Origin of the sequence: Bradyrhizobium sp. CCGUVB14, from assembly GCF_024199935.1 — a bacterium.
In the GTDB taxonomy this organism is placed as follows: domain Bacteria; phylum Pseudomonadota; class Alphaproteobacteria; order Rhizobiales; family Xanthobacteraceae; genus Bradyrhizobium.
On sequence record NZ_JANADS010000001.1, the window covers coordinates 7458648 to 7472533 of the forward strand.

Genomic DNA, 13886 nt, shown 5'->3' on the forward strand with positions numbered 1-13886 from the left:
GCGGATTGCGCCGATATTATGCGACCTCACGCGTTTCGACGCGTGACGCGCTCGATCGCTCGTTGATGTGCTCCGCGACAAAGCCGGTGTCTCGCCCGATTCCGACAAACCGGCCGGAGCCCCAGGTGTAGAGCCACGGCAGGCCGACCACATAGGCGCCGTCAACCGACGTGATGCCCCGCCTGTGGGTCGGATAGCCGGTCCCATCGAACATCGGCAGGTCGATCCAGGACCAGTCGGAACGGAAGCCGGTCGTCCAGATGATGCTCGTGACGCCGCTCGCTACGAGATCGAGCTCCGTGGGGACCGCACTTGGAGACCATACGGGCTCATAGTGAGGCGTCAGGGGTGCAGCGATCCTGTTCTTCGCGATGTGGTCGTCGATCAGCCGGCAGATGCCGTTGTAGACCCGATCAGCGCTGTCGAGATTGACTTGAAGATCATCGCCAAACTGCAAGGAGGTTCCGCGACCGTCCTTGAGGCGGCCGTAGAGCTTCATGCCTTCGAGCGCGAATTTGCGCAGGTCGATGTCGCGGCCGCCGTCCCGCCCGGTCAAATAGTGATTGGCGTTCTTGCGAACGCCCTCCTTCAGCGAATGCTTGTCGACGGGCAGGTCATACTGGCCGAGATCGTCGAGCCAGTCGACCGCATCCCGGCCGCGATAGAAGCGCGGGCAGCGCGGCGCGCTGCCGACGGCGAGATGCACCTTGCGACCGGCCAGATGCAGGTCTTCGGCGATCTGGCAGCCCGACTGCCCACTCCCCACCACGAGGATCTCGCCCGGCGGCAACTGATCCGGATTGCGGTAGGCGGAGGAGTGGATCTGCGTGATCGATGCATCGAGCCGGTCGGCAAACGGCAACACTTTCGGGATGTGATAGCCGCTCACGGCCAGCACGACGCTGTCGGCGGCGATTTCGCCCAGCGTCGTCTCGAGCACGAAGCCGCGACCAGACTGCCGAAGGCGTGTAACGGTGACGCCTTCGCGGATCGGCGCACCGATGTGCTTCGCAAAATCCTCGATGTAGGAGACGATCTCGTCGCGCAGCATGAAACCATGCGGATCGCTGCCGGTGTACGGAAAGCCGGGAAGCTGGCATTGCCAATTCGGCGTTACCAGACAGAATGCGTCCCAGCGCTGGGTCTTCCAGGAATGCGCGATGGTATTTTTCTCAAGCACGACATGCTCGATGCCACGCGCCTTGAGTTGCGCGCTCATGGCAAGGCCAGCCTGGCCGCCGCCGATCACCACAACCGGATAATGAGAGTAAAGGTCGGACATGATCAGCTCCTGCTATTCTTCAAACGAGACGATTGTGACGGAAGCACCCGGCGTGGCCTCGAACTGCGCGGCCATGGCTTCGATCCGGGCCAGCTGCCCGAGTGCGCGTGAGCACAGAAAGCCGTACTTCTCACGGACACGCTCGGCCGCGATCATCAGCGCGATGCGGCTTCGGTCGCGAAAATCGTCGAGCGCATAGGTCGTGCCGGCGACGAAATGATCCTTGATGACGAGCGAGGGCGAATAGCAGGCCTCTATCCGCTCATCAGGCCAGCGCACGTGGAAGTGCATCTCAGGCATAATGCACCTCGCGCATCTCCTGATAGGCCGTCATGTGTGCCCTGGCGGTGCGGCTCCAGTCATGATGCCGGGCGACCCCAGCGCCATTCGCGATCAGGCGCGAGCGCAGGGGCTCGACGAGCGCACTGAGGGCGGCATCCGCGATCGAGCCCGCGTGATGCGGATCGCACCAGGCAACATCGTCGGGGCCGAGATATTCCGTGAAAGGCGCGATATGCGAGACCGCCGCCGGCACGCCACTGGCCATCGCTTCCAGCACAGTCAGGCCAAAGCCTTCGCGCAAGGACGGAAACAGCAGCACATCGGCCAGACGATAGAGCGACGGCATGTCGGCATCCATCAGCGGACCGGTCTCGATCACGGCATCCGCTGGAAGCCCTGCATCGCGCAGCCGCGACTTGAACTGCTGGCGATAGAAACCATGGTCGAGGAGAGACGCGCCGCCGGCGATGACGAGCTGCGCGGACCGATGCACGGCGTGCACCTGCCGGAAGGCATCGAGAATGCCGAGCGCGTTCTTGCGCTGCTCGACACCGCCGACCGAGAGCAGGATCGGGCCGGCGCGAAGGCCGAGCCGGGCGCGCAGCATCTGGTCGGCGGATGCCGGGGTGGCTGAATAGCGCACCGTGTCGACGCCGTTGCCGACCAGCGTCGCCGAGCGCGACATCTCCGCCATCAGCTGCGCCTGCCAGAACCGGCTGACGACGAACAGGCCGTCGGCGTGAACAATCGAGCGACGGTCGAGTTCGCAGAGCCGCTCGTCCCTGAATGCATCGATGTGATGAACGGTGCGGACGTAACGTTGAATCAGGCCGCGCTGCTTCAGCGTCGCGAGCGCATTGCCGGAGATACCGTCCTGGGCGTGGAAGACGTCGTACTGCCGGTTTGCGGTATCCTCGAAATGCCTGACATAGTCCGCGATGCGCGCCTCGACCATCGCGACGACGTCGCCGGAGGTGGGCGACGCCGGCACGGAGCGCGTCGCGGCGCGGCTACGGCGGAAGAAGCCTTTGCCTGCGGGATCGGGCGCGTGCACGACCGGCTCATGTCCGAGGTCTGCCAGCGCGTCGGCAAGCGCGAGCGCGTGCACCACGCCCCCTCGTGGATTGGTCGAGTGCGTGAGGATCGCGATGCGAAGCCCGGACGAACCGCCGCTCATGCCACGCTCCGCTGCTGATGGCTCCGACCTGGCGCACATCCGATCAAGGGCTGTGCCGCAAAATCCCAGACCGTTGCGCGGCCGCAAGCGGCGCGAATATCCACGCTCGTTCCCACGCTGACCTCTCCGATCGCGGCCGCCGCGATGCCACGCCGCTGGAAGCGCGACAGTATCTCATCGATGGATTCGGGCTTCGCCGACAGGAGATAACCGAAGCTCGGGAATGTGAGCAGCCAGCGCTCGAGCGGCGCACCGGCGGGAATTGGAATCGCCTCAACGTCCAGCGTGATGGCGACCTGCGAACACTCGGCCAGCATCGCCGCAGTCCCGACGACACCGCCCTGGCTGATATCCTTGGCGGCGAGCGCGAGCCCCGTCTCGGCAATGGACGGCAGGATCTCCAGATCGTCGCGCAACCGCTGCGCCGGTGCGTCGGTCGCCGCTTCCCAGTTCGCGAACGGCTCGCGGTAACGGCCGCGAAGATCTATCGCCGCGATGATCTTGTCGCCGGGCCTGGCGTCGAAGCTGGTGAGGAGGCGCTTCGCGCGGCCAAGGATCGCGACGGCAAACTGGCTCTGGCTGCTGCGCACATTGGTATGGCCGCCGATGACGGGCACACCGAATGTCTTCGCGGCGGCTTTCAATCCTTCGAGAATCGGCGCGGCCTTGTCCGCACCATTGGACCAGATCGCGTTGACGATGGCCGTCGGCCGTCCGCCCATCGCCGCGACGTCCGAGATGTTGACCATGGCGCCGCACCAGCCGGCGAACCAGGGGTCGGCGGCGACGAATTCGTTCATGAAGCCTTCGATCGCGAACAGCGTGTAGCCATCCCCTTCCGGGATCGCCGCGCAATCGTCCCCTACCGCGATGGCGTCGCCCCCCGAGAGGTCGAGCGCGGCCGCAACAGAAGCGATGTCGGCCTTGGCGGCGATGCCGCGGCTTTGGCGGAGCCTTTCGGCGAGGCTCGTGAGTGCGGCGTCCGTCAGCATGATCAGGCCGCCAGTTTTGCCAGTGACAGGAAGCCGGTTTCGGGCGTCCGGAACGGCGGGTAGTGGTCGAGGTCGGCCTCCATGCGATGGTGCGGCCGGCCATGGAGATCGAATTCGCCGAGCGAGCGCCAGTGCATGTGCTGGAACAGAAGCGCATTCTGGCTCTGCACGTTGGCAAGGAAGCGCTGGCAGCCGCGCGCATTCGCAGAGGAGACGGCAAGCCGGATCAGACCGGCGCCGACCGCGCTCAGGCGGCGATAGCCCTTTTCAACGGCAAGGCGGGAGCCCCACCACACATCCGCCTCGTGTTCATCGGCGTGAATGCGCACGGTGCCGACGACATCGGCCTCGGCTACGCCGAGCAGCGATACGGCGACGAGCGGAATGGCGATATCGTCGACCGCGTCGCGATCATCGCCGGAAAACACGTTCTGCTCCTCGCAGAAGACATCGCGGCGCAGGGCTGCGGCGGCGGCACGCTCCCAGGCTTCGGTTGCGAACTTCACCTGGAATTCCGGCGCCACGAATGGCTTGAACGGTTCGAACATCATGCGCTGGCTCCGCGTTCGTAGGTGGACAGGGCCGAGCAGGCGCCGCATTTGCCGCAACCTGCCTTGATGTCGGTGGCGCGCAGTCCGCCGGCGCGCAGCATCCCGGCGAGTGGACGCAAGATGTCGTGCATGAATGCCGCGGACGGCGTCGGATGGCTCTCCAGCGGCGTGCCGGCAATCGGCACGAACGGCACGACGAAGGGATAGACGCCGATATCGATGAGCCGGCGCGACAGCGCGAGAATCTCGGAAGGTTCGTCGCCGAGGCCAGCGAGGATGTAAGTCGAGACCTGACCGCGTCCGAACACCGGGACGGCCGCCGCGAACGCTTCCATATATTGTTCGACCTGGACCTGCGCCTTGCCCGGCATGATCCTCTGCCGCACCGCCGGCCCGATCACCTCCAGATGCATGCCGAGCGCGTCGACGCCCGAACTCTTCATGCGCTGGAACCAGGCGAAATCATCTGGCGGTTCGCATTGCGCCTGGATCGGGAGATCGACGGCAGCTTTGACGGCCTGCGCACTCTCCGCAAGGATCCCGGCGCCGCGGTCGGACGTATGCGGCGTGCCCGTCGTCATCACCATATGGCGGACACCGTCGAGCTCGACGGCCGCCTTGGCCACTTCGGCGAGCTGCGCCGGCGTCTTGCGCTCGACCGTACGCCCCGCCGCCAACGACTGCCCGATGGCGCAGAACTGGCAGGTTTTGGTGCGGCTCTGGTAGCGAATGCAGGTCTGCAGCACGGTGGTGGCAAGGACGTCGCGCCCGTGCAGGGTTGCGATCTTCCAATAGGGAACGCCGTCCGAGGTCGCGCGGTCGTAGAATTTGGGTCGCAGCGGAAACGAGACGTCGGCCAGCACCACGCCATCGCGCGAGATGCGGCTGCGCCCGGCCTCGTCCGGACGCTCGACGAGGTAGGGGCTCTCGAAGGCCGGCGCGTTGTGAACCGGAATCATCACGGTCGCGCCGTCGATCGTGAACGGCGTGTGATCCGACGGCCCCGCACCGCCGCGACGGCCGGTTCCCGCGGTCTTGGGATCAGCGAGCCGGACCCCGAAGGACTGCAACTCGTTGATCAGCTGCTCGGTCGGCATCGCCTTGGGTTGCGGCATCTGCGGTCTCATCTGATGGGTCTCCGGGAATGGGCGCGAGGCGGTTCGGGTGAAAGCCGTGCATCGGCCGCGCGGCTCGGTCGTTCAGCACCAGCGAAAGCAGCTCCGGCCGCGCGTAGTGGCCGACCGAATCCATCATCCGCTTGCGTTTGGTGATCAGGGCGAGATCGAGATCGGCGACGAGGATGCCTTCGCCGCTGGTCAGTGGCGGCACCAGATGATTGCCTTCGGGAGAGACGATCGCGGTCATGCAGCCGCCGCGCAGGCCTTTGCGCAGGCCCTCCTCCGGCGAGATCTTGGCGATCTGTTCCTCAGTCAGCCAGCCGGTGGCATTGACGACGAAGCATCCGCTTTCCAGCGCATGATGCCGGATCGTCACCTCGATCTGGTCGGCAAAGATCTGTCCGACCAGCGACCCCGGAAACTGGGCCGCATGGATTTCCTCATGCTGGGCCATCAGCGCGTAGCGGGCGAGCGGGTTGTAATGCTCCCAGCAGGCCAGAGCGCCGACCCGGCCGACCGCGGTCTCGACCACCTTCAGGCCGGCGCCATCGCCCTGCCCCCAGATCATGCGCTCATGAAACGTCGGCGTGATCTTGCGCCGCTTCAGGACGATCGCGCCGTTCGCGTCGAACACGAGTTGCGTGTTGTAAAGCGAGCCGTGATCGCGCTCGTTGACGCCGAGCACCACCACCATGCCGTGACGCCTAGCCGCTTGCGCGACCGCGTCCGTCACGGGACCGGGCACGACGACGGCGTTGTCGTAGAGCTGGATGTGTTCGGCGCCGCTCAGGACCGGCGGACGGACAAAGGAGAAATACGGGTACCAGGGAACGAACGTCTCCGGAAAGACGGCGAACTGGACTCCCTTGGCCGCCGCCTCCGCGATGGCCGCCAGAATCCGGTCGACCGTTCCGGTCGGCGTGTCCAGATCCGGCGCGATCTGAATCGCACCGGCTCTGATCGTGCGTTTCGCTGTCACTGTGTTCCTCCCTCGTCCGTCGCGTGAGCCAGCCGAGGTCAGACGGTCCAGGTGTGGATCATGAACGCGTCGTCCCTGCGATGAAGCAGGATGAGGTCGAGCACATCGAGCGGATTGATCGGCCGGATGCCCGGAATGAGCGACGGTTCGCCATGGCCGTAGAGCGCTTGCAGCGCGAACCGGCAGGCATAGACCTTGCCGCCTTCATCCATGAACTTCGCAAGCTGGTTGTTGAAGTTCTGCGCGCCAGGGAAGGCCTCGTCGCCGATCTTCGGAAAGCCGCGCTGAATGCCGAGCGTGACGCCGGGGCCGTAGAGCAGAACCGACGTCTCGAAACCCTTCCGCTTCAGGCGCAGCGCCTGGAGAATATTGACGAGACCGATGGAGCCTTCGAACGCGACGGTGTGGAAGGTGACGAGCGCCTTCTCACCGGGCTTTGCTTTGACGTCCTCGAACACCTTCTCTTCGTAGTCGACGAGAAAGTCGCCCTTCTGGCGCGCGGGCATGTTCACTGCTGGCATAGACACCTCCTGTTCACGTCCGGCCTCCCGGATCGGGATCAGGTTTTGCAATCAATGTGCCAAAGGGCGTTCTGCACTACAAATCATCAAACCATACAATATGCATTCATTTATACATTCAATGTTGAATGGAGACCTGACTGGATTTGGCTATGCTCGCATTGAGTGCGAAAAATACTGCCTGAAAAATACTGGGCAGCGCGCTCGATCGGTGTGCAACACACGCGGGCCGACCGCCTCGCCGACGCAACCCAACGCCGCGATACAATTGCCTCGACGCTTGCAACAATATACAGTCAATTCTGCTGACGTAACTTGACGGAACCGAGCAATGGCCGACTGGCGACCCGACCTATCGAACAGCGACAAGCCGCGCTATCTCGCGATCGCAGATGCGATTGCCGACGATATCGCCGCCGGACGGCTCGTGATCGGCGATCGCCTGCCGCCACAGCGCAAGCTCGCCAAGCGCCTCGATGTCGATTTCACCACCGTCGCGCGCGGCTATGTCGAGGCCCAGAAGCGTGGGCTGATTGAATCGAAGGTCGGTCAGGGAACCTTCGTGCGCGACAAGCCGCGACCGCGGCGCTCGGCGACAAGCTTCCCGCCCCGTCCCGTCGACCTGTCGATGAACCTGCCGCCCGAGCCCGATGATCCCGAACTGATCGAGCGCATGCAGGCCGGCGCCGAACATGTGCTGCGCGACATCGCCTCGTTGCTGCGCTACCAGGGCTTTGGCGGCACGCAGGCCGACAAGGACGCCGCCTCGAGCTGGCTCGGCCGCCGTGCGCTGGTGCCGGCACAGAGCCGCATCTTCGTCTCGCCGGGGGCACATCCGGCGCTGCTCGGCATTCTCTCGATCCTTGCGAAATCAGGCGAGGTGGTGCTGTGCGAGGCCATCACCTATCCCGGCATCAGGTCCATCGCCGCGCAGCTCGGCATCACCCTCGTCGGCCTGCCGATGGATGACGACGGCATCGAGCCGCAGGCCCTGACCGATGCCTGCAAGAAGCTGAAGCCCAAGGCCATCTACCTCAATCCGACGCTGCAGAATCCGACCACGCTGACGATTCCGGACTCGCGACGGCGCGAGATCGTCGCGATCGCGCGACGCTTCAAGCTGCCGATCATTGAGGACGATGCTTATGGTTTCATTCCCGAGCACGGCCACGGCCACGCGCCCTTCGCGGCGATCGCGCCCGATCTGACCTGGCACGTCGCGGGGCTGGCAAAATGCATCGGAGCGGGCTTGCGCACCGCCTACGTTGTCGTGCCCGATACGCGCTCGGCCTGGCCGTTTGCCTCTGCGCTGAGGTCGGCGACCGTGATGGCGTCCCCCCTCACTGTGGCGATCGCGACGCGCTGGATCGAAGACGGCACCGCGGACACGATGCTGCGGTTCATCCGCGCCGAGACTTCGGCGCGGCAGAAGCTCGCCGCCGAAATCCTGCCCAAGGGGTCCTATCGCGGCGATCCCCTCAGCTTCAATTTGTGGGTCGCGCTGCCCACGCCCTGGCGGCGCTCGGCTTTCGTGGAGCATATGCGGCAGACCGGTATCGGTGTGGTCGCAAGCGACGCCTTTGTCGTGAGCGATGCGCCTCCCGAGGCGGTGAGAGTCTGCATCTGCGGCCCTTCAAGCCGCGCGCAGATCAGATCCGCGCTCGAATACGCCGCTCACGCGCTGGTCGAAACGCCGGCCCTGGCGTCGCCGTTTCTCTGATCCGCAAGGGGGACGATGGCGCAGCGTCAGCTCGTGACACGTTCGCCGCGCCCGTACACCAGCAGCATGAAGATGATGACGAGGCCGTAGATCACCTGACGGCCGGCCTCGGGCATGTCCATGATCGACAGCACGCTGTTGAGCAGCACGATCAGCACGACGCCGATCAGCGTCCCGAGATAGCGGCCGCGGCCGCCGAGGATGTTGGTGCCGCCGATCACCACCGCCGCGATCGACGGCAGCAGATAGGCATCGCCCATGCCCTGATAGGCCTTGGTGGAGTAGCCAGCGAGCAGGACGCCGGCGAGCGCGGCGGCGAGACCGCAGAGGACGAAGCAGATCACGGTGATGCGGCGGGTGTCGACACCGGCGAGATATGCCGCCGCTTCCTTGTTGCCGATGGCATAGACGTAGCGGCCAAGCGTCGTGCGCTGAAGAACAATCGTGACGACCACCGACACGGCGATCCAGACGAACAAGGCGTTGGGGATGCCGAGCGTGCGGTCGCCGGCAAGCATCCGCATCAGATCGGTGGCGGCGGTTTGCGGGGCGTAGCCGCCGGTGTGCGCCACCATCAGCCCGCGCATCACCGCGTTGACGCCGAGCGTGAAGATCATCGAGGGCACGCGCAGATACGCAACCCCGATGCCGTTGATGAGACCGACCAGCAGCCCGACGCCGAGCCCGACCGGGATGGCGAGCGGCCCGCCGATCGACGTCGCCATCATGGCGGCGGCGGCCAGCGTCCACGGCACCGACAGATCGATCTGCGCGATCAGGATCACCATCATCATCCCGGCAGCGACGATGCCGAGGAAGGCGCCGATCTGGAGCTGCTGCAGCAGATAGGTCGGCGACAGCAGTGGCGCGCTGCCGAAGCGGGCAAACGTATAGATCGTACCCGCCACCAGGATGACGAGGATGAACAGCGCCGCGATCAGGATCGGACGGTCGTCGCGCGAGAGACTGAGTGAGGCCGAACTCATCGAAACAGCTCCAGCGTATTCTTGACGCGCAGCACGCCGAGCGCGCCGATGCTGACCGCCGCCAGCAGGATCAGACCCTCGAACAGCGGTTGCAACAACGGCGCGATGTCGAAGATACGGAAGAAGAACGAGATGACGCGCAGGACCATGGCGCCGAAGATCGAGCCGATCGCGCTGCCGGTCCCGCCGAGCAGCGACGTCCCGCCGATCACGACGGAGGCGATCGAGTTGAGCGTATAGGCGCCGGCCTGCGGGATGTCGGCATTGCCCGAGGAGGTCTGGATGGCGAGAAAAAGTCCGCCACAGCCGGCGAAGAAGCCGGCGAGCGTGAAGGCTGCGATCTTGGCGCGATCGATCGGCAGGCCGGACATGTAGGCGGCGCCCTCGGCCGAGCCGACCGCATAGACGGCGCGGCCCAGCACGGAGCGGCGGAACGGCACCCAGACCAGCAGCGCGATCAGGGCGAGCAGCACGAACGGCACCGGGATCCAGGCCACCGGCGCGAACCAGGGCGCCGCGCCATCATCGAAGATATGGACGGTCGCGGCGAAATCCCCGAGCGAATTGGTCAGCGCCCAGTTGAGATCCTCGTCGATCTTGCCGCCCGGCGTCGGCCGCAGGAACAGCGCAATACCGATATAGACCGCGCCGGTCGCGAGCGTCGCGATGATCGGCTGGATGCGCCCATAGACGACGACGCAGCCATTGATGAAGCCGGCCAGCGCGCCGGTCGCAAGACACACGACGATGCCGAGCAGGATGCCACCGACACCGCCGGGAAAGGTGCCGAGGCCGAGATGCAGGCCGAAGATATCGAGATGCAGCGGCGTGCCGCCGGCCGCCCCCGTGAGCAGATAGCTGGCGAAACATCCGACCATGGTCATGACGGCGCCCACGGAAAGGTCCAGCCCCGACGCCAGCACCGGCACGGTCTGCGCCATCGCCAGCATGGCGAGCGCGAAGATCTCGTCGCCGTTCTGCACCAGAACCGCCGACGAGAAGCCCTTGGGGTGGGCGAGGTTGTAGAGCAGATAAAGAATCGAGAACAACAGGACGGCGGTGACGATGCCGATGTTCTGGCGAACCCTGATGGCGATATCGTCAAGCATGGGCGGCTCCGGGAGCGTCCGGCGTCGCGGCGTCGATGTTCAGCGCGCTCGCGATGATGTTGGTCTCGTTGAGCTCGTCGCCTTCGAGCTCGCGCACGATGCGCCCGTCATACATGATCGCCACCCGGTCGCAGCAGCCGATGAGCTCATCATAGTCGGTCGAGTAGAACAGGATGGCGGCCCCCTGGTCGGCGAGCTCGCGCATCAGCCGGTAAAGCTCCTGCTTGGTGCCGACGTCGATGCCGCGCGTGGGATCGTTGAGCAGGATGATGCGCGGATCGGTCATCAGCCATTTGGCGAGAACGACCTTCTGCTGGTTGCCGCCGGAGAGCGTGGCGACCGCGTCGCCGGGCGCGCCGATCTTGATCTGCAGCCGCGCGATGGCGCGCTTGATCGCCTCCGTCTCGCGTGCACGGTCGACCAGAGGCCCGGTCGAGATCGTGTCGAGCGAGGCGATCACCAGATTGTCTGATATCGACATCGGCAGCATCAGGCCTTCGGTCTTGCGATCCTCCGGCACAAGCGCAATGCCGACCGACTTCGCCGCCGCCGGAGACGCGGGGCGCACCTCGCGGCCTTCGACGGTGACTTGTCCGGACACGCCGCGCAGCACGCCGAACAGCGCCAGCAGCAGGGATTTCTGGCCCTGGCCGTCGAGCCCGCCGAGGCCGACGATCTCGCCGGCGCCGACGCGGAGCGAGATGCGATCGAGGCGCTTGTCCCAGCTCAGATTGTCGACAGCCAGCATGGGCTTCGGCGATCCGCGCGCGGGCTTGGGCGGATATTGGGCTGCGATGTCGCGCCCGATCATGAGTTGAACGATATCGGCGGTCGAGCGCCGGCCCTTGTCGAAGGTCTCGATATGGCGTCCGTTGCGGAACACGGAGGCGCGGTCGGCCAGCGCCTCGACCTCGTGCATCCGGTGCGAGATGTAGAGAATGGCGACGCCCTCGGCCTTGAGCCGTGCCAGCATGGCGTACACCTTCTCAACGTCGGCACTGGTCAAGGCCGACGTGGCCTCGTCGAGGATCAGGAGCTGCGGCTTCTTGCCGAGCGCCTTGGCGATCTCCACCACCTGGCGGCGCGACAGCGGCAGGTCGCGCACGCGCATCAGGGGATTGACGTCCTCGCAGCCGATCTCCGCCAGTAACGCCTCGGCGCGGCGGCGCTGCGCCCGCGCGTCGATGAGGCCGAAGCGGCGCGGCGGCGACGCGATCGAGATGTTGTCCGCGACCGAGAGGTCGGGCATCAGCGACAATTCCTGGAAGATGCAGACGACGCCGGCTGCATTGGCCGCCGACGGCGTCGCGAAGCTGACGTCGCGTCCATCGAGCCGCATGGTGCCGGTATCGGGCTGGACCACGCCGGCGATGATCTTGATCAGCGTCGACTTGCCGGCGCCGTTCTCGCCCAGCACGGCGTGGATCTTGCCGCGCTCGCATGCGAAGTCGACGCCTTCGAGCGCCCGCACACCGGCGTAGCGCTTGGAAATTCCGGACAGGGTGAGAAAGGCAGATTGGGTCAGGGTGGCATCCGACATGGCGGGCTCACGCAGCGGCGGCCCGGCAACAGCCGGGCCGCAACCAGGACATCTCCAGCAGGCTCACTGGGTGTTCTTCTCGCTCTGCGACATGATCTCCGGCGCCGTGAAGTTGACGCCGCAGGGCGCGAACTGGTTCGGCGCGAAGAAGTTTGCGTTGAGGTCCGGCCAGAAATTGGTGCCGGGCTTCAGGTCCTTGTAGGTCGCGACCGGGATCGGGATCGAGATCAGCTGCGGCATCACATTGCCCTGCAATGCGGAGATCGCCGCCTTGGTGGCGATGGCGACCAGCGCCGGAGACTGGCCGTAGGACATGCCCTTGAGCCCGTCCTTGGCGTGATCGGCGATCTGCTTGCGGTACTCGTTCTCGCCCTCACCCGACATCGGGACGAAGGGATGCTTCGCCGCCATCATCGCCTGCACGGTGCCGTCGGAGCCGCCTTGCGTGAACACGCCGTCGAAATGGCCGTGCACTGCGAGCGCGTCCGCCGTCACCTTCTGCGAGGTGCCGGTATCCCAATTGCCGACCACTTCGGTGATCTTGAAGCTGTTGCCCGGCGCTTCCATGACCTCGCGGAAGCCGAGATGGCGGTCACGGTCGACCGAATTGCCTGGCAGGCCGCGGACCTCAAGGATGTCGCCCGCCTTCTTGCCGCTCTCGTCGATCAGCCACTTCGCCGACATGCGGCCCATTTCCTTCTGGTCCTCGTTGACCATCATCACCTTGTCGGTGTCGAGGACGTTGTCGAAGGGGACCACGACCACGTTGTTCTTGTCGGCAAGACGGATAATGCGGTCGAAGCCATCGGGAGCCACCGCGATCGTGACGATGGCGTCAAAACCCTGATTGATGAAGTCCTCCATCGCGCCGAGTTGCGCTGCAACATCGGTGCCGGTCGAGACGACCTTGAACTCCTTGATGTTCTCCTTGATGCCCGGCTGCGAGGCGAAGGCCTTTGCGGTCTTCACCATCTGGATGCGCCAGGTGTTACCGACGAAGCCGTTGACGAGCGCGATCTTGTAGGGACCTGGCTTCTTGTCCCATTGGAAAAACTTGGTTTGGGCAGACCAGGGCTTGAAGCAGCCGGGATCGGCGCCCGGACCGGACACCACTTTCGGCCCTGCCAAGGCACTGACCGGGGACAGCAACAGGCCAACGCAAGCGAGCCCCGCAAAACGAAGCGTCCACACCATGTCTCTTCTCCTGAGCTTTTGTTTCCACCCTTAACGCGGCGCAATGGCCAAGCCGGGAATTGGGCTTCCCGTGCAATTTGCGCCGCTAGGATGGCACGCAACCTCCGATGCGCACAAGCCGAATGGCTGCCGCCAGTCTGGCCTGCGGCGAAAGCGCGGGAACGAAACCATCACAATTGCGGGAGACAATGAAGTGCCGGGCGACGCTGAAAGCACACGCACGACAAGCGGATGTTGGCGTCCGGCCTGATGCAGCGCAATCGAATGATTGCGAACCAAAGCACGGCGCAGCGCAAAAAGAATGATACTCAGGGAAAAATGCGGTCGCGATCATGGTCGGCTGCGCGTCCGAATTGCCTGGTGCGGCGCATGTTGACTTTCATGCATGCCCTTCAAATACTCGCGGAAAAATATACAGCCAGTCGCAAACGACTG

The 13886-nt window shown here is 65.0% G+C and carries 13 protein-coding genes; 1 reads left to right on the forward strand and 12 read right to left on the reverse strand.

Annotated features, from left to right (window positions below; all coding sequences use genetic code 11):
* Window positions 1-16: 16 nt before the first annotated feature.
* From NLM32_RS34810 to NLM32_RS34845, 8 genes are read right to left on the reverse strand one after another with little or no spacing between them, the layout of a single operon-like run.
* A complete protein-coding gene (locus NLM32_RS34810) occupies window positions 17-1282 on the reverse strand; it encodes an MSMEG_0569 family flavin-dependent oxidoreductase (protein ID WP_254133225.1) in 1266 nt (421 codons plus the stop codon).
* A gap of 12 nt (window positions 1283-1294) precedes the next feature.
* Entirely contained in the window at window positions 1295-1582 is a 288-nt protein-coding gene (locus NLM32_RS34815; protein ID WP_254133226.1) for an MSMEG_0570 family nitrogen starvation response protein, read from the reverse strand.
* On the reverse strand, window positions 1575-2741 hold the full coding sequence (locus tag NLM32_RS34820; RefSeq protein WP_254133227.1) for an MSMEG_0565 family glycosyltransferase: 1167 nt from the start codon (window positions 2739-2741) through the stop codon (window positions 1575-1577). Before NLM32_RS34820 ends, NLM32_RS34815 begins: the two co-directional genes overlap by 8 nt.
* Window positions 2738-3733: a sll0787 family AIR synthase-like protein gene (locus NLM32_RS34825; RefSeq protein WP_254133228.1), complete on the reverse strand. Its 996-nt coding sequence runs from the start codon at window positions 3731-3733 to the stop codon at window positions 2738-2740. The genes NLM32_RS34820 and NLM32_RS34825 overlap by 4 nt, the downstream gene beginning before the upstream one ends.
* A 2-nt stretch (window positions 3734-3735) precedes the next feature.
* A complete protein-coding gene (locus NLM32_RS34830) occupies window positions 3736-4284 on the reverse strand; it encodes an MSMEG_0567/Sll0786 family nitrogen starvation N-acetyltransferase (RefSeq protein WP_254133229.1) in 549 nt (182 codons plus the stop codon).
* Complete coding sequence (locus NLM32_RS34835) at window positions 4281-5399, reverse strand: MSMEG_0568 family radical SAM protein (RefSeq protein WP_254133230.1); 1119 nt, start codon at window positions 5397-5399, stop codon at window positions 4281-4283. Before NLM32_RS34835 ends, NLM32_RS34830 begins: the two co-directional genes overlap by 4 nt.
* On the reverse strand, window positions 5326-6381 hold the full coding sequence (locus tag NLM32_RS34840; RefSeq protein ID WP_254133231.1) for a Nit6803 family nitrilase: 1056 nt from the start codon (window positions 6379-6381) through the stop codon (window positions 5326-5328). Before NLM32_RS34840 ends, NLM32_RS34835 begins: the two co-directional genes overlap by 74 nt.
* A gap of 38 nt (window positions 6382-6419) precedes the next feature.
* Window positions 6420-6902 carry an MSMEG_0572/Sll0783 family nitrogen starvation response protein gene (locus NLM32_RS34845; protein ID WP_027526573.1) on the reverse strand — a complete coding sequence of 161 codons (483 nt, stop codon included), beginning with the start codon at window positions 6900-6902 and terminating at the stop codon, window positions 6420-6422.
* A 331-nt stretch (window positions 6903-7233) separates the two neighbouring features.
* Here NLM32_RS34845 and NLM32_RS34850 point away from each other — a divergent pair, with 331 nt between their 5' ends.
* Window positions 7234-8622, forward strand: a complete 1389-nt coding sequence (locus NLM32_RS34850) for a PLP-dependent aminotransferase family protein (protein ID WP_254133232.1) — start codon at window positions 7234-7236, stop codon at window positions 8620-8622.
* Window positions 8623-8648: 26 nt separating this feature from the next.
* Here the strand turns inward: NLM32_RS34850 and NLM32_RS34855 are convergent, their stop codons facing one another.
* The 4 genes from NLM32_RS34855 to NLM32_RS34870 all read right to left on the reverse strand — a co-directional run bounded on the left by NLM32_RS34855 (window position 8649) and on the right by NLM32_RS34870 (window position 13451).
* A complete protein-coding gene (locus NLM32_RS34855; protein ID WP_254133233.1) occupies window positions 8649-9608 on the reverse strand; it encodes an ABC transporter permease in 960 nt (319 codons plus the stop codon).
* Window positions 9605-10717 carry an ABC transporter permease gene (locus NLM32_RS34860; RefSeq protein ID WP_254133234.1) on the reverse strand — a complete coding sequence of 371 codons (1113 nt, stop codon included), beginning with the start codon at window positions 10715-10717 and terminating at the stop codon, window positions 9605-9607. Before NLM32_RS34860 ends, NLM32_RS34855 begins: the two co-directional genes overlap by 4 nt.
* Window positions 10710-12257, reverse strand: coding sequence for a sugar ABC transporter ATP-binding protein (locus NLM32_RS34865; protein WP_254133235.1), 1548 nt, complete (start codon window positions 12255-12257; stop codon window positions 10710-10712). Before NLM32_RS34865 ends, NLM32_RS34860 begins: the two co-directional genes overlap by 8 nt.
* A gap of 63 nt (window positions 12258-12320) precedes the next feature.
* Window positions 12321-13451 (reverse strand): sugar ABC transporter substrate-binding protein, encoded by a 1131-nt coding sequence (locus NLM32_RS34870; RefSeq protein WP_254133236.1) that lies wholly within the window; start codon window positions 13449-13451, stop codon window positions 12321-12323.
* Between the last annotated feature and the right edge of the window lie 435 nt (window positions 13452-13886).